Consider the following 18076-nt stretch of genomic DNA (forward strand, 5'->3'; position numbering starts at 1 on the left):
CCTTAGCCCGATTGTACAGCTTCTGGCACAACCTCAACGTTCGAATCATGAGTTGCTCCTGTTTGGGAGTTGGATAGAGGCGAAACTGATAAGTGATTTGCACGAAAGGTCACCACCTTAATCGGATCATATGTTCCTATTATATCACACAAACATCCAACATCTATCCTCTTATTGGAAAAAGATAGGATGAATTTGACGCCCAAGGGCACACACAATAGAAAATGCATTTAGGCCGTTAAATCAATGCATTGATTGCACCGTCAATCCAAATAAAAATCCCTGATAATTCTTAGAGTTATCGGGGATTTTTCATTAGGAAGCCTTGCATCGCTTCAAGATTCTCCCGGTTAATATAGGTTTAAATATCATTGTACAAGTACGTGCCGGGCAGCTGGATGCCGCACCAGCCGCTTACATTGCATTGGCCATATTCATTATCCCCCACAGCAACCACCGTGCCGTCTGATTTAAGGCCGAGAGTATGAGCACAACCCGCAGCGACCGCCACAATATCGCGCCAGCCGCTTACCTCGCATTGACCATGCTCATTTGAGCCCGCAGCCGCCACCGTACCGTCAGATTTAAGGCCGATGGTATGATAACTACCCGCCGCTATCGCCACAATACCGCGCCAGCCGCTTACCTCGCATTGGTCATGCTTATTCCAACCCACAGCCACCACAGTACCGTCCGATTTAAGCAGGGCGGTATGAAGGTAACCCGCAGCGACCGCCACTATGTCGCACCAGCCGCTTACATTGCATTGGCGATACCGGTTATTCCCCACAGCCGTCACCGTGCCATCCAATTTAAGACCGATGGTATGCCAGTCACCCGCAGCGACCGCCACCATATCATGCCAGCCGCTAACATTACATTCACCTTCATTATTTCGGCCCGCTGCTACCACCGTGCCATCCGATTTAAGCCCGACGGTACGACACCAACCCGCCGCAACCGCTACAATATCACGCCAGCCGCTTACCTCGCATTGGCCATGCTTATTCCAACCCACAGCCGTCACCGTTCCGTCCGATTTAAGACCGATTGTATGAGCATTCCCCGTGTTCGTTGCCATATGAACATTACCAGCCGCGACCGCCACAATATCGCGCCAGCCGCTTACCTCGCATTGGCCATATTTATTATCACCCGCAGCCGTCACCGTTCCGTCAGATTTAAGCAGGGCGGTATGACGACGACCCGCAGCTATGGTGTCTTTAGGCCACCGTTTCACCTTTAACGCCGCTTCTTTCGGTGAACTGTAATCCATGTCTTACCTCCTTGTTCATCTTTATCATGAAAGATTTATTTTTAAAGCAGGACGGACACCATAACCGTCTATACTGTTATTCCCATAGCTGCGAATACTGCAACCTGGACCTGCAAAAAACGCACGCGAAGGCTTGTTTCCTTGTGTTCTCAGCCACCACCAGGAACAGCCAACTTCTTCGCCATCTCTGATGATATAGTTATCTTTGTTCGTTTTATCATATACATATAAGCTGCATCCATCGGGCTTTTTCGTCTTGGCAAAATCGGTTCCGGCAGCGCGCCTCAAATCCTTGCCGTGGATCTCAGATAGAGCTTTTATCTCGGCAGCGCTAAGCAGAAAGACCTTGTCCTCCGTATCCGGGCAGCCCTGTCCGTTGTCCGTGCAATGAGTCGTCTTTATGAATTGCTTTTCGGCGGCATTGAATGCGGTGTTATAAAATTCATCATTCAGCCACTCGCGCAAATCGCAGTCATGCCACGTAATTTCCATGCAATCACGCCACTTCAGCTCCGCGCTTTTGCCGTGATACCTCTTGCAGTCCAAAATATACTCACTCAAAACAAATAGCTCACTTCCTGAATTTTGAAGAACACGCCATGTAATCGCCAGTTCTTTACCGCCTACAGACTGCGGATACGTGCCGAACGTAATGAATTCGCCGGGCTTTAGGTTACGGTATGTTATAGCAGAATGACCCTTTTCCATTAAGTTTTCCTCCCCGATTTTTCATTCCAACTTCGATCATATAACATTCATGCAAGATTTCATTTGATATACCAAGAATCTGCCTTTCATTTCATAGAAATTACAAAAGGCCCGCTTCCTCCATATTAGAGAAAACCGGCCTTCTTTGTTAACCTCTTTTGTGAAACTGAAGCAATAGATTATTTCACTGGTTTCTCTACCTCAACCCCATTGAGAATCAGGTGCAATGTGATCTCTGCCTTGAGCGAATCGGAGACTGCACAGTACTTCTCCTCAGCCATAAGGATGGCTTTCCAGAGCCGGTAATCGGGAACATCCCCGTCTATATGAAAGTTCAGGTCAATCGCCGTAAATCCGGAAGGATTCGCTTCCTTACGCGTTCCATCCGCTTCAATCTCCAGGCGTGTGATCGCTGGCAGAAACCGGTCCAGTATCATCGTGATATCAATCCCCATACAACCTCCCAACCCAGCCAGCAGCAATTCCATTGGAGTCATTCCTTCGCCGTCTCCTCCGTATTTGGGAGTTGCATCCATCCCTACGGAATAACCGGAAGGGCCAGTAGATGTAAAGGTGCGTTTGCCTTTCCAAACAGTCGATACTTTCACCATATAACCTTCTTCCTTAAATTTCATTGATCTGACGTAAAAATTTCCGGGTTCGTTCCTCCTGCGGATCTTCAAAAAACCGCTGCGGAACCGCTTCTTCGATAATGTTTCCATCTGCCATAAAAATGATTTTGGTAGCTACTTCGCGGGCAAACTTCATCTCATGCGACACGACCAGCATCGTCATGCCCTCCTGTGCCAGCTCACGCATCACGCTCAGCACCTCACCCACAAGCTCGGGATCAAGCGCAGAAGTGGGTTCATCGAATAACATCACCGCTGGTTCCATGGCCAGAGAACGGGCAATGGCAACTCGTTGTTGTTGTCCGCCGGAGAGCCGGGATGGATAATAATCCTCCCGGTCTGAAAGTCCAACGCGGTCCAGCAGCTTCCGGCCGACAATTACGGCCTGATCCTTCGGCAGCTTCTTAACTGTGATCAAACCTTCGATCACGTTGCCAAGCGCTGTTTTGTGCGGATACAGATTAAATTGCTGGAACACCATCCCGCTCTGCTTACGGATGTTACGGGTTGCCTGCTGTCGCGCACGTCTGGATGCTGCGGCATCCACCACGATACCATTCACCTCAAAGCGGCCCCCCGAGATATCCTCCAGACCATTCAGACAGCGAAGCAGCGTGCTTTTGCCTGAACCGCTGGGGCCTAATACGACGACAATATCTTTTGCAGCTACCTGTATATCAATGCTCTTCAGCACTTCAAGATCCTGAAAATGCTTGGATAAGCCCGTAGTCGTTATCATGTTAACGTCATCTCCATGTTCAGTAAGCTTTGGCTAATCTCCGTTCAAACCGCTCCAGAATGAAGGCCAGTCCTGTACTCATAATCCAATACATAATCCCGATCCCCAGATAAAAAGGCATATATTGATAGTACTGGGCAATGAGCAGCTGAGCTTGACGCAGCAGTTCGCTGACCGCGATGACCGAAACGAGTGAGGTCTCCTTAAGCATGCCAATAAACGTATTCCCCATAGGTGGAATGGCGATGCGCATCGCTTGCGGCAGCACGATCCTGCGCATGGCCTGCCATGGCGTCATCCCCGTCGAATAAGCAGCCTCAAGCTGTCCCTTCGGAACAGACAGGATGGCAGCACGAAATGTCTCAGACAAGTAAGCCCCGGAATTTACACTAAGTGCAATATAGGCTGCTGTCAGGGAGCCAAGCGTAATTCCGTAATCAACAAGCCCATAATAAATGATCACAATCTGCACCAGCAGCGGTGTTCCGCGGATGATAGATACATAGAAACGAGCCATCCACCGGATGGGCTGATTTCCTTTAAGCCGGGCAATGGCCACCACTAGTCCGATAATCAGACCGAAGAACATGGAGACAATCGTCAGCAGCAAGGTAAGCCCGGCGCCCTTCAGCAAGAAGGGCAGGTTGTCGAACACAAGTTGCATAGGTTACTCCCCCCTTCCCGCTATAGGGCGCACTCCATTTTTATTTTGCAGGTGATTCATTGAACCATTTCTTAAAAAGAGTATCGTATGTCCCGTCAGCCTTCATATCCGCTAAAGCTTTATTTATGGCGTCCCGCAGCTCCGGGTTATCCTTGCGAAGAGCTACACCAGCCATATCGGATTTGATCGGTTCGCCAACCGCTTTAATCTGAAAGCCATTTTCATCCACAATCGGCTTCAAGGCATACAGATTATTAATTGTAGCGTCAATACGTCCTGCATCCAGATCCTTCAGTGAGGTAATGACATCATCATACGTCTTAATTTTGAAATCACCGACCTTTGGCAGCACTTCGTTACGCAGGTAGGCTTCATCATTCGTTCCAAGTCCAACCCCAATTGTTTTGCCCTTAAAGTCTTCCAGCTTCGTGATATCCGAATTTTTGGTATTGACGATTATTTTGACATTGTTCGTAATGTAAGAATCAGTAAAATCAATTTGGGCCTTGCGTTCATCCGTTATCGTAACCTGGCTAATGACAATGTCGAATTTCTTTGCCTGCAGACTTGGGATCAGCCCGGAGAAATCCTGAGTTGTGAATTCTGCAGTCACTCCAAGCCGTTTAGCTATTTCCTTAGCGATATCGGGGTCAAAGCCATCTACTTCTTTCTTTTCATTCAAAAAGGTATAAGGAGGATAAGTTCCCATTGTACCCACCTTGAGCACACCTGCTGCTTTGATTTGTTCCAGTTGATTCGTTGCCTTTGCTCCCGAGTCTGAGCTACCTCCGCAAGCGCTTAGAACCAGAGCGAACAAAGCCAGAACTGTAATCGTAGCCGCGGCAAATTTACGTTTTATCATCTTGTTTCTCTCCCTTATCTATATTCTTCCCAGTAGTCCGTAAAATTCGAAGTTAGCCAATTCACTTGCTAATTGCTGTGCAGATGCTTTCGCAACCTCAGTATGAATTTCTTCGGAGCCAAATAACCAGCGCGAGATCAAACCATCAAACATACTCATCAGCAGAGCAGCGCGAAGCTCTACCTTTAATCCCTCGGGCAGCATTTTCAGCTCTATCGCTCTTTCTATATTGCGGCGGAAGGCTTGCTCCATCGCATTTCGGGTAGCTGAAATACTATTCCTTATCGTTTGGTCGGCTCCATTCCCCATCAGAAGGATCTCCATAAGATGGCGATTCTCAGCGGCAAAATTGAACAGCCGGTGGAACAGTAATTCTGAGGCTTTTACCATATCCGCTATGTCCCCCGGATCTTGACGGTAGCCTTGAGCAATCGCTTGAAGCAGCTGTTCCTTGCCCGTTTCTATAATCTCCAGCGCAATGGCTTCCTTACTCTTAAAATGCCAGTAAAAGGTCCCTTGTGCCACGCCAGCCTCCTGAACGATGTCAGATATTTTCGTCTGATGATATCCGTTCCGGGCAAATTTCTCCAGGGCAATTTGCATCAGCTGACTTCTTCGATCTACGTTTCCATTGTTTTCATCCATAGGCAATCCATATTACTCCTCCCGATTGATCAGTCAGTCGTGTTTTTTAAATCCTATAGGATAACTGTGTAATTGTCAATGGATTCTTAAGAAAAAGAGTTTTGACTGTGTAATGGAGTAAAATAAAAGTCTCCAAAACCACTGTAACAGCGGGTTTGGAGACTTTGTGGCTAATAAGGGCCTTTCGTAACGTATAGGATGATTGTATGATTTATTTTCAGCTGATTTACCTGACAGACTTGTCGTATTGCAGATAGACCACATGGGTCTGCAGATATTCGTTCAAGCCGTGTTTGCCGTCTGCGCCGCCGATGCCGGATTTTCTCCAGCCTGCATGGAAGCCTTGCATCGCTTCAAAATTCTCCCGGTTAATATAGGTTTCCCCGTATTTGAGGCGCTTGATGGCTTTCATGGCGACGTTCAAATTCTGGGTATATAGGGAAGAGGTCAATCCAAACTCACTGTCATTGGCAAGCGCAATCGCTTCATCCAGGTTAGCAAAAGTAATGATCGGGATAACTGGCCCGAAGATCTCTTCCTGTACGATCTCCATATCATTGGTGGCATCGGTAATGACTGTCGGCTCGAAGAAGCTGCCGGTCCCCTCTACCTTTTTACCTCCGTATGCGATTTTGGCCCCCTCTTGCACTGCACGGTCAACCTTCTGCTGCACGGATTCCTGTGCCGCCTTGTTGATCAGCGGGCCCATATGAATATCCTTGTCTTTCAGCGGATCGCCATATTTCACCGCCTTCATAGCCTCAATCAGACGGGCAGTGAATTCGTCCTTGATCTTCTCATGCACATAGACCCGCTCCGCACAGTTGCAGACCTGCCCCGTATTAATCACCCGGGAATCCACAATCGCTTTGACAGCCAACTCCAGGTCAGCGTCGTCCATAACAATGGCCGGAGCCTTGCCGCCAAGCTCCAGACTGACCTTAATGATATTCTCGGCTGCGGCCTGCATCACTTGTTGTCCTGCCGGCACGCTGCCCGTTAGACTGACCATCCCGACTTTAGGATTGCTGGCCAATTCATTACCGACCTCTCCGCCTTTGCCCGTAACCAGGTTGAACACGCCGTTTGGAAGGCCGACTTTGTCTACAATTTTGGTAAAGGCCACAGCATTGTTAGGCGATTCGGCACTGGGCTTGACTACAATCGTATTTCCGGTGATCAGCGCCGGTGCCATTTTTCTCGCAATCAGAAAGAATGGAAAATTCCAGGGCAAAATGCCGGTAGTTACCCCAATCGCCCGTTTAAAAATAAAAATATTCTCATTATCACGGTCGCTTTGCACAATTTCCCCTTCATAGCGGCGCGCCCATTCTGCCATATAGTCCATATAGTCCGCCGTAAAGTTCACCTCTACAGTGGACAATTCCAGGGTTTTGCCTACCTCTTCGGAGATCAGTCTGGCAAGGCTGTCAGCCTCTGCCCGAATCCCCTCGGCAATGGCATGAAGGTACTTCCCTCTTTCAACCGCAGGTATTTCCTCCCAGGCCGACTGTGCTTCCTCCGCTGCATTAATGGCACGCACGACATCATTCCTTGTAGCTTTGGGAACCTGTGAAATTACTTCATCCGTTGCTGGATTGGTTACATTCATCCATTCTTTGCCCTCTGACTCCGTAAACTGGCCGTTGATATACATCAAATGCTTTTCCACTGACTCTCCCCCTCAAGGTAGATTGATCCATTGCTCTTTCCACAGTGTAAACGCTGCCAATATTTTTTGTCAACAAGATTCACATTTTTCATTTGTTTTTGTGTTGTTTTTCATTGACTTTTTGAGTTAAGCTATTCTTATCAAGATTGCGATTGGAGGGAGACAAATGAAAGTCAGTATTTTTTCGACTTGTTTAGTAGACCTTATGGCTCCGAATGTGGGAAAGGCTATGGCCCAAGTTCTCGAAAGACTGGGCTGTGAAATTGACTATCCGGCTTCGCAGGTGTGCTGCGGCCAACCCACTTATAACAGCGGCTATCTGGAGGATGCCAAGCTGGCCATGAAAAACATGATGCTCGCCTTCGAAGACTCGGATTATGTTGTGGGTCCGTCCGGCTCTTGCATCGCCATGTTCCATGAATACCCGAAAATTTTCAAAGGAGATCCCCACTGGGAATTGAAAGCGGTTGCTTTAAAAGAGAAATCCTATGAATTTACACAGTTCATCGTGCGGGTGCTGGGCATTACCGATGTCGGTGCAAGGCTTGAAGCAACCGCCACCTACCACCGTTCCTGCCATATGACAAGACTGCTGGGCGAAACAGAAGCTCCCTTCCAGCTGCTTGAACAGGTAAGCGGATTACAGCTTGAGCCACTCAAGAACAGCGATAATTGCTGCGGCTTTGGCGGAACCTTTTCGGTGAAAATGCCGGAAATCTCCGGGCAGATGGTCGATGAGAAATGCGGCTGTGTCATAGGCACCGGAGCGGATATTCTAATCAGCGCGGATATGGGATGCCTGCTTAACATCGGCGGGCGCCTGTCCCGCAAGGGCGAGCCCGTTCAAATTATGCATATTGCAGAGGTGCTGAACCACCAGCAGACTGCTGGCGCTGCCAAAGGAGGAAGCCGGGCATGAGCCTGCAAACGGATAAACGGGAGTTCAGCGAACGGACCACAGATGGCATAAGTGATTCATTCATGAGGAACGCGGTAAGCTCAGCGCAAGACAGTCTGAAGACCAGGCGCCTCACTGCCGCCAACACGCTTGGGGAGTGGGAGCAGTGGCGTACAGCCGGCCAGCAAATCCGCCAGCATACGCTGAAGCATCTGGATTTTTACCTGGGTCAGCTCGCAGATAATGTCGAGAAAAAAGGCGGACACATCTATTTTGCCAAAACCAAAGAGGAAGCAAGCAGCTATATCCGGGACGTCGTCGTACAAAAGCAGGCAAAAAAAATCGTCAAATCCAAATCGATGGTCACCGAAGAAATAGAAATGAACCATGTGCTGATGGAAGCCGGCTGCGAGCTGATCGAGACCGATCTGGGGGAATATATTCTCCAAATGGATGATTGGGACCCGCCTTCGCATATTGTGGCTCCTGCGCTGCACAAAGACCGGACACAGATCCGCAGAGTGTTCACCGAGAGGCTTGGATATGCAGGCGACGAAAGTCCCGAGAACCTTGCCCGGTTTGCCCGGACGGTGCTGCGGCAAAAGTTCCTGGAGGCGGATGTCGGGATAACGGGCTGCAACTTTGCCGTCGCTAATCTGGGAGCCATTAATCTGGTGACCAATGAAGGCAACGGTGATCTCACAGCCGCCATACCGAAAACGCATATCGCTGTGATGGGCATGGAACGAATCGTGCCCACGCTTGAGGAAATGGAGGTATTGGATAATCTGCTCTGCCGGAGTGCCGTAGGGCAAAAATTGACCAGCTATATTACCGTGATGGGCCCCTCGGCAGCCGGGGAGTCGGATGGTCCTGAAGAGTTCCATTTGGTTGTCGTAGACAACGGCCGCTCCGATATTCTGGGAGGCGAATTTAACGAAGCCCTGCAGTGCATCCGCTGCGGTGCCTGTCTTAACGTCTGCCCGGTCTACCGCCATATTGGCGGGCATGCCTACGGGTCCATTTATCCGGGTCCGATTGGAGCTGTGATTACTCCGCTGCTGGGTGGATACGATGACTACAAAGAGCTTCCTTTTGCCTCCAGTCTGTGCGCAGCTTGCACGGATGTCTGCCCGGTAAAAATCCCGCTGCATGAGCAGCTTATCTTGCACCGCCAGAAAATTGTAGCGGAGAAAAGAACTGGTGCAGCGGAAAGACTCCAGATGAAAGCGGCAGGCCGTCTGCTGTCTTCCCAGGCGCTGTTCGGCAAAGCCCTGCGGCTTGCGAACCCGGCTAGCCGGCTGATCAGCAGGCATGGGCGGATTGTAAGAGGACCGGGACTCATCCGCGGCTGGATCAGCGCCCGTGATCTCAGTCAGCCTGTCAAGCAGCAGGATAGCTTCCGGGCCTGGCTTGATCAACGGAAAGGAGGGTCTGTATAATGGCTGCATCGAACAAGGCTTCCTTTCTGAACCACATCGCCTCCAAGCTGGGACGGGAACGTATATATAACGTTAAGCGCCCGGACCTGAAGGACCTGATCCCGGGCAGCTACGGCAGCCTAACAACAGACGATCTGATAGAGATTTTTAAGGAGCAGTGCTCACACATCCACACTCAGGTAATCGAATCGGACCCGGAGACCTTGCAGGGAACACTCACTGATTTGATAGATGCAAATGGCGGAGGAGCTGTAGTCACTTCCGGAGATCCCCGGTTTGCCAAGTATGGGTTGAAATTTGCGAATGCATTCGTTTGGGAAGAAACGGCAGGAAGGGAGAAGAATATCAGCCGCTCCGAAGCGGCCAATACGGCGATTGTCTTCGCCGACTACGCGCTGGCCGAGTCTGGAACAATTGTCGTGGAGAGCCGTCCGGATCAAGGCCGCTCCCTTCATTTTCTGCCTGCCCATTATATTGCCATTATTGAAAAAGAAAGGCTTGTGCTCCGCTCCACCCAGGCAGCAGCAGCTCTAAACCGGCGGATTCAAGCGGGTGAGCCGATGGGCTCCTCCATCAATTTCATCTCCGGTCCATCGAATTCCGCCGATATTGAAATGCAGCTCGTCGTCGGGGTGCATGGTCCCTTGAGAGCAACTTATGTGCTTATTTAGCTTTTAGATGTGCAAAAGCCGTGCGGGCAATCCGCACGGCTTCATTTTACAGATATACAAAGGGCTCCTTCGCATCAACAAACGTAACCGGAAGGCCGCTCACCAAAGGCTTTAGCCATTCGGCCATATACTTCATTCCCCACTCTTCGGACCGCTCATGACCGATAACAATCATTGCTTTGTTCATGCCGAGCATAGCGGCGTCGTTAACATAAGCGCATAATGTCCACTCCGTGATATCTCCGCAGACCATGACATCCAGATTCTTGTCCCGCATAAGCTCCATAGGCATTTGCTCTCTGCCCAGGCCGAGACTTCCGCCTCCGACCAATATCCCGATGCGGGAGCAAGGCGTCTTTGGATTGCCGACGATCTGGATCACATCCATGCCGAGTCGCTGCTTCAAGAAGCCGGCCAGCGCTCCAACCGTTGTCTCTTCGATCAAATAACCCCAGGAATCCTTCTCGTCCAGCTTCTTGTCCTCCCATCCCAGTTCCTTAAGCAGGCCATCGTAAATCCGGTCGGTGTCAGCTAAATGCATATGATCGTGAAATCTCCAGATCGCAATTTCATGATCCTCAATCAGCTTTTTCTTCGCCAGATACACAGGGTCCTCCTGAAGCCAGTCCAGTGTATCCATTCCGGTAAAGTAGGTCGGCTCATGAGTAATAATCAGGTTCGCTCCTATGGCAATCGCTTCCCGGATTACATCCACAGTCGCCATAAATGTTGTGACGATTCCGGTGACTTCCATGCCTGCATGACCGCTCGCGAGCACATCGCAGGTCATCTCCAGCTTGCGGCCTCCGCAGCAATCTAGCAGAATTCGATCAATAACTTCTTGCACATTCATAAGCTGTATCTCCTTTTCATTCTATCTTTATCCTTTAACCGCACCTATTACAACCCCGCGGGTTAAATATTTCTGCATGAACGGGAGAACAAACAAGACCGGCACAATGCCCAGAACCGCCATCGCCATCCGCACGGCTGTGCTCGGCAGTTGTACAGCTTCTGCCCCGACCACACTGCTGGCCTGGCCGGAGTTCAGGAATTGAATGTTGTTCATCAGCTGGATCAGCAGATTTTGAATGCCATAGAATTGCGGCTTCGAGACGAAATATAGTGCGTTGATCCAATCGTTCCAATAGGCAAGCCCCATGAACAGCCCGACAGTTGCCATAACCGGCATAGACAAGGGAAGCATAATCCGAAAGAATGTCCGCAGCTCCGACGCCCCGTCGATCTGGGCAGCCTCAATGATTTCCAGCGGTACGTTGTTCTTAAAATAGTTTCGAACCAGCAGCACATTGAAGCCGTTCGACAGCAGATTCGGAACAATCAGCGCCCAAAGCGTATCCTTGATATGAAAATATTGGGTCCACATGATATAGGAAGGAACGATCCCCCCGCTGAACAGCATCGTGAAAAATATGATAAAAGCCAGCACATTGTGGTATTTGAAATCTGACCTGGACATTGGATAAGCAAGCATGCTTGTTATAAGCAGTCCAAACCCGGTGCCCAGTATCGTAACCAGAAAGGAGACCCCATAGGCTCTTATGAAGGTGTACGCCGAGGATTTGATATATAAGTAAGCTTCAAGACTTGTCTTCTCAGGAAAAAAGCTATATCCGTTTCGGAGCAAGGTCGTCTCATCGGTGAACGAAGCAATGACAATCAGAAGGAACGGTAAAAAAGCAAACACGGTCAGCAAAATCATCACGATCGCAGAGAAAATAACAAATGTTCGTTCCCCTCTGGTTTGTATCATAAGTATTTCCTCCTAGAACAAAGCATTTTCTGAGTTGAATTTCTTGACGATGGCATTTACCGCAAGCACAAGCACAAATCCGACGATAGATTGATACAAGCCGGCTGCCGCCGACATTCCGATATCATTAAGCTGCATCAAGGCGCGGTAGACATACGTATCAATCGTTTGTGTAGTGCTGAACAGCGCTCCCGAGTTCATAGGAACCTGATAGAACAGACCAAAGTCAGAGTTGAAAATCCGCCCCATGGACATAAGCACCAGCACAATAACCGTCGGCTTCAGCAGCGGCAAGGTAATCATGCGAATCTGCTTCAGCTTCCCTGCGCCATCTATCTTGGCTGCCTCATAAATGCTCTTGTCGATTCCTGCAATGGAAGCAAAATAGACAATGGAGCCATAACCTGCCGTTTTCCAGATCTGAACTAACACCAGCAGGTAAGGCCAGTACTTCGGCTCCGAATACCAGTTGATCTCTGGAAGTCCGAGCGGACGAAGTATGGAATGGTTGACGAAACCGCTGTCGGCATTAAGAAACGCAAAGACGAGTAAGGACAGGACAACCATCGAGATCAGATTCGGAAGAATCAGACCTGTCATGAACAGCTTCGAGTACAGTTTACTCAGCAGCTCCGACATCAGGATGGCGATGATAATCGAAACGATCGTCCCGAGTACAATAAAGGCCAAGTTGTAAAGAAGGGTATTTCTCGTCATAATCCAGGCATCACTTGTCTGGAACAAAAAGGTGAAGTTTTTAAACCCGATCCAGTCGCTGCCGAAGATTCCTTTAGCGTAATTTACATCCTTAAAGGCGATAAACACCCCGAACATGGGAAAATAGCTGTTAATCAGAAAATAAAGCAAGCCTGGAGCGGCTAAAATCAATAATGGTAATGTTTTTTTGAGTGGTTTGGATTTACGGTTGGCTATCATGCCGGACTTCACCTCCATTACTGAAAATAGAGCCTGATTACGACTCTACTTTCAGTAGGTTTTTTCGAGTTATTTGTTTTTCGCAGCAATCCACTGATCGAGCTGTTTCTGTTTGCTGTCGATAATCGCTTGGGCACCTGCATCTTTCAGCGCACTGATGAATTTTGGAATAATCGTATCCGGGTCTACCGATCCGCTGACAAGCGCCGGCAAGTATTGATTCACTACATTGTTCACAGCACTGATCTGCGTCTTCACCCCGCTTTGATCAAAGATAAATCCGAAATAAGGCGATCTTTCTGTATCCTTGTTTTCCTTCAGCTTAAATTCAACATCTGACCAATTGATCCCCTCAAACTGATCCTGGAGCGACTCCGAACCCACAATCCCGGAGCTCAGAAATGCAGTGTACGGTACTGTATTGGCGTCTTTGCCTTCCGGAAATTTCACATGGTGCTCGTCGACCTTCAGGTAATCCTCCCCTTCAATCCCAAAGAGGATAGTATTGATCAGATCAGAGTCGGAATAGAGCAGATTCAGGAACTTGACAGCGGCTTCCTGTTCCTTGGAGGTGCTGGACACCATCCAGGTTACGGCATTTACGGCACTCGTATCAAAGTAGAAGGGAGCAATTCGTTTGGTCTCAAGCTTTTTTCCGACTTGGGCGCTCAACGTTTTGCCTACCTCCTGACCACTGTAGCCTCCAATGTAGGAGAACCCGCGTCCGGAAGAAATCATCTCCGTTGCTGTTATCGTTGTCGTTGCCGTATCCTTCTGCAAATAACCTGCATTGAACCAGTCTCTCATCATCTTAATCCCGTTCTTGAAGACATCGGATTCATAGTAATTGACGACCTTTCCGCTATCGCCGATCACCACACCGACTCCGGTTGTATCTGTCAGATAATCCACCTTGTTCGAACCTTTCAGCAGATTAATAAGTCCCGTATCCGTCGGATTGACACTAATCGGTCCAAACGGAACCACATCGGGGAACTTCTTCTTAACGGCTGCGAAGACTGCTGGCAGATCCTCCACCGATTGAATCTTGTCGGCTGTTAAGCCCGCTTCCTTCAGCATATCGGTGTTATAGATAATATTGCTGGGCACAGCCATCCCTTTATTGACCGGAATGCCATAGATATGTCCATCCATCGTTGTAGTTTTGAGGATGTCAGGGCCAAAATCCTTCTCCAGAATTGCATTCATTTCTTTTCCGTATTTCGGCAGCAGGTCTTCAAGCGGAGCAAGCTGATTCTTCGACACATAGTTGGAGAATTGGCCCAGTGTTGTGAAGATATCCATTTTCTCGCCGCTCTGAAGGGCCAGATTAACTTTCTGGGCATAATCGGACGGACCGTAAAGGCGGAAATCCACCTTCACGCCGATCTTCTTGGTTGTGATCTCATTGATCGCGTTCGTCACCTTGCTCAGATCATCGGGAATCCGGTTGAAAGACGGCAGGGCAAATACGATTTCAGCTACTTTAGCATCCGCTGCTGAATTCTTTGAATCCGCTCTAGATGTATTCGAATTGCTACTGCAAGCCGAAAGAAGTGAACCGATTAATACCGTTGACAACAGCAGCGAGCTAATCCCCTTTTTACTTTTCATGATGATGCCTCCTCGTTCTGTGTTTTCGCTTTCATTTTACTTTTTTGAAGGATTCCGGGCTTTCAAAAAGACGGTATGTTTTTTCGAAAAACCGTACTGCAGCAAAAACTCCGCCTCTAATGCGGAAGCGGAGTTTCGTGTTATCGAACGGACTTATGCTTCGAACGATAAGCAATCGGCGTTTCTCCTGTCAGCTTTTTGAATACCGTAGAGAAATAAGATATCGTATCAAAACCGGTTTCCATTGCGATCTGGCCGATGTTTGCCGTACTCTCAATCAGCAATTGCTTGGCCGCGTTGATTCGGCAGTCGTTCAGATACTCCTTGACGGTCTGCCCCGTCTCATTCTTGAAGACCTTAGCCAAGTAATCCGCCGTTAGATATACGCTTGCAGCAACATCTTCGCGACTAAGCTCCTGCCGGTAGTTGTCATGGATAAACCGCTTCGCTCTCTCGACAACTCCTTCGGACTGCAGCACCTCTTTGATGGAATCCACCGTTTTGTCCGTAACCACCCTGGCCCACTTCATGAAGTCAAACACACTGCTCTCGGCACTCTGGGCCAATTGCTGGGTCACTTCATCGGCGAAGAGCCGATGCGCTTGAATATGATGTCGTGAGAGAAGCGAATAGACTACTTGCAGGAAATCCTCCCGGATCGAATGAAGCGTCACTGAATTCAGTTTATTCAGACTGGTCAGCACTTCCAGCTCTTTTTTCAGCCGATTAACAATCTGAACCTTCTCCCTTTGAACGAACAGCATGGTGAAAAGCTCAGCATCAAGGGTGAAGCCTTCCGCAGTATCATAATGAAAGGGGTCATTCTGAAAATGGACTTTTCCCCGGAAAATGATGTTGGACTCATCCAGTTGCTCGAGTTCCAGCTTTGCCTGCGAGAGTTCTGAAACAGCCACCTTCTCACTGAAATAACAGGTAGCCGTACACTTCAAATATTGCCTGCACATCAGAATGATATTCTCCGCACTTCCCTGCAGCCACGGCACCTCGGTCTCACCCTCGATAATAATCGCATTGTAGAACACATTATCGGCTTGATAGGCGATGATCCGGCCATGACTCACCTGGTTGAACAGAATCTCGGAAATCAGGTTGGAGAGCGCATAATGGAACAGGCTTTCGTCCCACCTGCTCTCAATTTGAGAGCGCGGAACACTCACGAGAAGCAGAATATAGCCGCTGTGCACAGACAAGGACAACTCCCGCTTCTGCACCTCACTCTGAATCAGGTTGATTCTCGGAGAGATAGTCGCTGTCAGCACATCACTCCAGAAGCCCTTCTCTACCAAATCTTTATTTTTCAGCCACGCAAGCCCCATTTTACTGTATTCGCCCATCATCATCTTTTTCTTCAGCGCCTCAATGGACTTGCGCAGCGCCGCTTCCAGCTCGTGCTTATCCAGCGGCTTAACCAAATAAGAGTCGGCATTATACGAGATCGCCTTGGAAGCGAAGCTGAAGCTTTCATGACAGGTTAAAAATATAAACCCGCCATCATATTCGTGCTCTCTGGCCCACTTGATCATATCAATACCGGAGCCTCTCGGCATTTCAATATCGCATATGATCAGATCGGGCGCGCCGCTATCGAATAATTGCTTCGCATCCTGTATGTTATAAGCGGTCAGTACTTCGGTAATTCCATATTCATTCCATTTCACAATACCGAGAAGAGCCTCAACCGTAGGTATATCATCATCAATCAACAAACAACGCATGTCTTCCCTCCGACTCTGTCTGCCGCTCGGCTTCTTGTATGGGTATCCACAATTCCACTCTTGCGCCGGACTGTTCAGCATTTGACAGCTTCAGCAAATCGCCGCGTTTGTAGAGCAGTTGCAGTGTTTTTCGAATATTGGTTATTCCAACCCGGCCTCCGTCCTCGCCGGCCTCTTCGGGTTCCGTGCTTTTCAGCCACCCGGAAGAGAAGCCTCCTCCGTTATCCTCGATCACAATTTTGACGAACGGGCTTCCGTCTCTTGTCTCTGTACGGGCGCGGATGAATATCGAAAGCATCTCCTTATAGAACATCGCATGCTTGAACGCATTCTCAACGAACGTCTGGATCATGAATTGAGGGATGCGCACCTGCCGGGCTTCATCACTGATCTCTGTCATATAGAATACTTGATCAGGATACCGGATTTCTTGCATTCGGATATAATTCTCGGCGTGCCTGATCTCTTCCTCAATCGAAACCTCCACAAGCCCTCCCTTGAACATATACCGGAGATGCTCGGACAAGCAGTGAATGAGACGCCGGATTTCTTCGTTCTTATTCTGATACGTCAAACTGGTGATCGTCGAGATCGCATTCAGAAAAAAGTGGGGCCTGATTTGCATCTGCAAATATTTGATCTCCGCCCGGCTTCTTTCGATCTGTTCCTCATACGATTGAATTTTCAAATCCTTGATTTCGCTGACCATAGATTGAAATGCGTGGAATAGCTTCATAAACTCCAGAGAATACGGGGTACCTTCGGGAACCTGATACTCAAGCTGTCCCTGCTCAACCACTTTAGCCGCCTTCACCAGCTCAAGAATCGGCTTCAATACATCCCTTGTGAAAAAACGCAGCACGAGCGGGACGACGATGGCCGATAGAACGGCCAATAAGGCGATGATCCACTGGATCAGCTTTAATCCCGACAACAGATTTCCCTTGGCAACCATATTGGTGATCTGTCCAAATTCCGCTATCGGTTCGGAAATGATCAGATAATTATGCTGATACTCATTTGTTAGGCTGCCTAAGGTAGTGTCGCCATCCTTCAGGACGATATTGTTCGCGGATAAAATAATCCCTTCTTTATTGCTCAATACATACCGGTTCTGATCGTTCCCGCCCCTGTTAACCATCGCTAACAGGGTGTCTGCTTTCACTAACGTTCCAAAGCTGACATCCGAATAGGTGATGTACCTGAACAAATAGTATTCACCCTGGATCTGAAGCACCTTCCATTCATCCGCTTCACTTGAGGGCCCGGAATTGAACTTTTGCTGGTTGATGAAATCCGTCAGAGCCAGCTTATCCTCAGATTGAATCCGATTGCTGTATTGCTCAAGCACGAGTTCATCGGAAAGTCTGATAAACATGCCATCGCTGGAATAATCGTTCGACATTTTAGACAGCAGCGTATTTTTGAGCTCCTGCGCTTTGAAGTAACGGCTGCTTTCATCCAGGTAGGCAAAATTCACTGCAGCATCAATGTTATTATTGAACACCTCGGTTAAATCTTTGGAGAAATTGTTGAAGTTATTATGAATGTTCGCCTGATAGAGGGCAAGCGTATTCCGCGAGCTCGTAAGGGCATTGTTCCGAACAACCTCAAGCGAGTAAATATTACTCAGAACGAGGACTGAGAGCAGGATCGCAAGAATAGCCGTCAACTGTACAGAAAATTTGAATACGATACTGTTCGTTCGAATCATACTCCCACATCTTCCTCCCCGGAATCCAGCAAGCCCCTGAGCCGACCCATAATTGATCGGAGCCCAGGGGCATAGGTGTATTAGACTTCAAGT

Annotated in this window: 18 protein-coding genes; 3 read left to right on the forward strand and 15 right to left on the reverse strand. The window is 48.7% G+C overall.

Features of this window, described 5'->3' with window-relative positions; genetic code table 11:
• The 9 genes from ACX1DY_RS06745 to aldA all read right to left on the reverse strand — a co-directional run.
• Window positions 1-103 (reverse strand): helix-turn-helix domain-containing protein (locus tag ACX1DY_RS06745; protein ID WP_458963903.1); only part of this gene is annotated, 103 nt, incomplete at its 3' end.
• A 258-nt stretch (window positions 104-361) separates the two neighbouring features.
• A complete protein-coding gene (locus ACX1DY_RS06750) occupies window positions 362-1276 on the reverse strand; it encodes an RCC1 domain-containing protein (RefSeq protein ID WP_458963438.1) in 915 nt (304 codons plus the stop codon).
• Between the two features lie 24 nt (window positions 1277-1300).
• Window positions 1301-1984, reverse strand: a complete 684-nt coding sequence (locus ACX1DY_RS06755; RefSeq protein ID WP_458963439.1) for a DUF6273 domain-containing protein — start codon at window positions 1982-1984, stop codon at window positions 1301-1303.
• Between the two features lie 179 nt (window positions 1985-2163).
• Window positions 2164-2592, reverse strand: a complete 429-nt coding sequence (locus ACX1DY_RS06760) for an OsmC family protein (protein WP_458963904.1) — start codon at window positions 2590-2592, stop codon at window positions 2164-2166.
• 16 nt (window positions 2593-2608) lie between these two features.
• On the reverse strand, window positions 2609-3355 hold the full coding sequence (locus ACX1DY_RS06765) for an amino acid ABC transporter ATP-binding protein (protein ID WP_458963440.1): 747 nt from the start codon (window positions 3353-3355) through the stop codon (window positions 2609-2611).
• A gap of 19 nt (window positions 3356-3374) precedes the next feature.
• Complete coding sequence (locus tag ACX1DY_RS06770) at window positions 3375-4019, reverse strand: amino acid ABC transporter permease (protein WP_458963441.1); 645 nt, start codon at window positions 4017-4019, stop codon at window positions 3375-3377.
• Between the two features lie 40 nt (window positions 4020-4059).
• Window positions 4060-4881 carry a substrate-binding periplasmic protein gene (locus ACX1DY_RS06775; RefSeq protein ID WP_458963442.1) on the reverse strand — a complete coding sequence of 274 codons (822 nt, stop codon included), beginning with the start codon at window positions 4879-4881 and terminating at the stop codon, window positions 4060-4062.
• An 18-nt stretch (window positions 4882-4899) separates the two neighbouring features.
• Entirely contained in the window at window positions 4900-5526 is a 627-nt protein-coding gene (locus ACX1DY_RS06780) for a TetR/AcrR family transcriptional regulator (RefSeq protein WP_458963905.1), read from the reverse strand.
• Between the two features lie 226 nt (window positions 5527-5752).
• Window positions 5753-7198: an aldehyde dehydrogenase gene (aldA, locus tag ACX1DY_RS06785; RefSeq protein WP_458963443.1), complete on the reverse strand. Its 1446-nt coding sequence runs from the start codon at window positions 7196-7198 to the stop codon at window positions 5753-5755.
• Window positions 7199-7364: 166 nt separating this feature from the next.
• Between aldA and ACX1DY_RS06790 the strand changes: the two genes are divergently transcribed.
• The 3 genes from ACX1DY_RS06790 to ACX1DY_RS06800 are packed head-to-tail and all read left to right on the forward strand — an operon-like array spanning window position 7365 to window position 10209.
• Window positions 7365-8117, forward strand: a complete 753-nt coding sequence (locus ACX1DY_RS06790) for a (Fe-S)-binding protein (protein ID WP_458963444.1) — start codon at window positions 7365-7367, stop codon at window positions 8115-8117.
• Window positions 8114-9538: a LutB/LldF family L-lactate oxidation iron-sulfur protein gene (locus ACX1DY_RS06795; RefSeq protein ID WP_458963445.1), complete on the forward strand. Its 1425-nt coding sequence runs from the start codon at window positions 8114-8116 to the stop codon at window positions 9536-9538. The genes ACX1DY_RS06790 and ACX1DY_RS06795 overlap by 4 nt, the downstream gene beginning before the upstream one ends.
• Complete coding sequence (locus ACX1DY_RS06800; RefSeq protein ID WP_458963446.1) at window positions 9538-10209, forward strand: LutC/YkgG family protein; 672 nt, start codon at window positions 9538-9540, stop codon at window positions 10207-10209. The genes ACX1DY_RS06795 and ACX1DY_RS06800 overlap by 1 nt, the downstream gene beginning before the upstream one ends.
• 46 nt (window positions 10210-10255) lie before the next feature.
• On the opposite strand, the gene ACX1DY_RS06805 is transcribed toward ACX1DY_RS06800, so the two are convergent.
• The 6 genes from ACX1DY_RS06805 to ACX1DY_RS06830 all read right to left on the reverse strand — a co-directional run bounded on the left by ACX1DY_RS06805 (window position 10256) and on the right by ACX1DY_RS06830 (window position 17983).
• Entirely contained in the window at window positions 10256-11062 is an 807-nt protein-coding gene (locus tag ACX1DY_RS06805; protein ID WP_458963447.1) for a Nif3-like dinuclear metal center hexameric protein, read from the reverse strand.
• 27 nt (window positions 11063-11089) lie between these two features.
• Window positions 11090-11983, reverse strand: a complete 894-nt coding sequence (locus ACX1DY_RS06810; protein ID WP_458963448.1) for a carbohydrate ABC transporter permease — start codon at window positions 11981-11983, stop codon at window positions 11090-11092.
• Between the two features lie 12 nt (window positions 11984-11995).
• A complete protein-coding gene (locus ACX1DY_RS06815) occupies window positions 11996-12919 on the reverse strand; it encodes an ABC transporter permease (protein ID WP_458963449.1) in 924 nt (307 codons plus the stop codon).
• A 69-nt stretch (window positions 12920-12988) separates the two neighbouring features.
• Window positions 12989-14533, reverse strand: coding sequence for an ABC transporter substrate-binding protein (locus tag ACX1DY_RS06820; protein ID WP_458963450.1), 1545 nt, complete (start codon window positions 14531-14533; stop codon window positions 12989-12991).
• A gap of 140 nt (window positions 14534-14673) precedes the next feature.
• Window positions 14674-16269, reverse strand: coding sequence for a response regulator transcription factor (locus ACX1DY_RS06825; RefSeq protein WP_458963451.1), 1596 nt, complete (start codon window positions 16267-16269; stop codon window positions 14674-14676).
• Entirely contained in the window at window positions 16250-17983 is a 1734-nt protein-coding gene (locus tag ACX1DY_RS06830; RefSeq protein ID WP_458963452.1) for a sensor histidine kinase, read from the reverse strand. The genes ACX1DY_RS06825 and ACX1DY_RS06830 overlap by 20 nt, the downstream gene beginning before the upstream one ends.
• Between the last annotated feature and the right edge of the window lie 93 nt (window positions 17984-18076).

Source organism: Paenibacillus sp. BAC0078 (genome assembly GCF_054483875.1).

Excerpts from the sequence above, each read along its gene's own strand:
- ACX1DY_RS06750 (WP_458963438.1), bottom strand. The coding sequence starts at position 1,276 with ATGGATTACAGTTCACCGAAAGAAGCGGCGTTAAAGGTGAAACGGTGG.
- ACX1DY_RS06790 (WP_458963444.1), top strand. The coding sequence starts at position 7,365 with ATGAAAGTCAGTATTTTTTCGACTTGTTTAGTAGACCTTATGGCTCCG.
- ACX1DY_RS06820 (WP_458963450.1), bottom strand. The coding sequence starts at position 14,533 with ATGAAAAGTAAAAAGGGGATTAGCTCGCTGCTGTTGTCAACGGTATTA.
- ACX1DY_RS06830 (WP_458963452.1), bottom strand. The coding sequence starts at position 17,983 with ATGATTCGAACGAACAGTATCGTATTCAAATTTTCTGTACAGTTGACG.
- ACX1DY_RS06770 (WP_458963441.1), bottom strand. The coding sequence starts at position 4,019 with ATGCAACTTGTGTTCGACAACCTGCCCTTCTTGCTGAAGGGCGCCGGG.
- ACX1DY_RS06810 (WP_458963448.1), bottom strand. The coding sequence starts at position 11,983 with ATGATACAAACCAGAGGGGAACGAACATTTGTTATTTTCTCTGCGATC.
- ACX1DY_RS06825 (WP_458963451.1), bottom strand. The coding sequence starts at position 16,269 with ATGCGTTGTTTGTTGATTGATGATGATATACCTACGGTTGAGGCTCTT.
- ACX1DY_RS06755 (WP_458963439.1), bottom strand. The coding sequence starts at position 1,984 with ATGGAAAAGGGTCATTCTGCTATAACATACCGTAACCTAAAGCCCGGC.
- ACX1DY_RS06765 (WP_458963440.1), bottom strand. The coding sequence starts at position 3,355 with ATGATAACGACTACGGGCTTATCCAAGCATTTTCAGGATCTTGAAGTG.
- ACX1DY_RS06780 (WP_458963905.1), bottom strand. The coding sequence starts at position 5,526 with ATGGATGAAAACAATGGAAACGTAGATCGAAGAAGTCAGCTGATGCAA.
- ACX1DY_RS06805 (WP_458963447.1), bottom strand. The coding sequence starts at position 11,062 with ATGAATGTGCAAGAAGTTATTGATCGAATTCTGCTAGATTGCTGCGGA.
- ACX1DY_RS06795 (WP_458963445.1), top strand. The coding sequence starts at position 8,114 with ATGAGCCTGCAAACGGATAAACGGGAGTTCAGCGAACGGACCACAGAT.
- ACX1DY_RS06775 (WP_458963442.1), bottom strand. The coding sequence starts at position 4,881 with ATGATAAAACGTAAATTTGCCGCGGCTACGATTACAGTTCTGGCTTTG.
- ACX1DY_RS06800 (WP_458963446.1), top strand. The coding sequence starts at position 9,538 with ATGGCTGCATCGAACAAGGCTTCCTTTCTGAACCACATCGCCTCCAAG.
- ACX1DY_RS06815 (WP_458963449.1), bottom strand. The coding sequence starts at position 12,919 with ATGATAGCCAACCGTAAATCCAAACCACTCAAAAAAACATTACCATTA.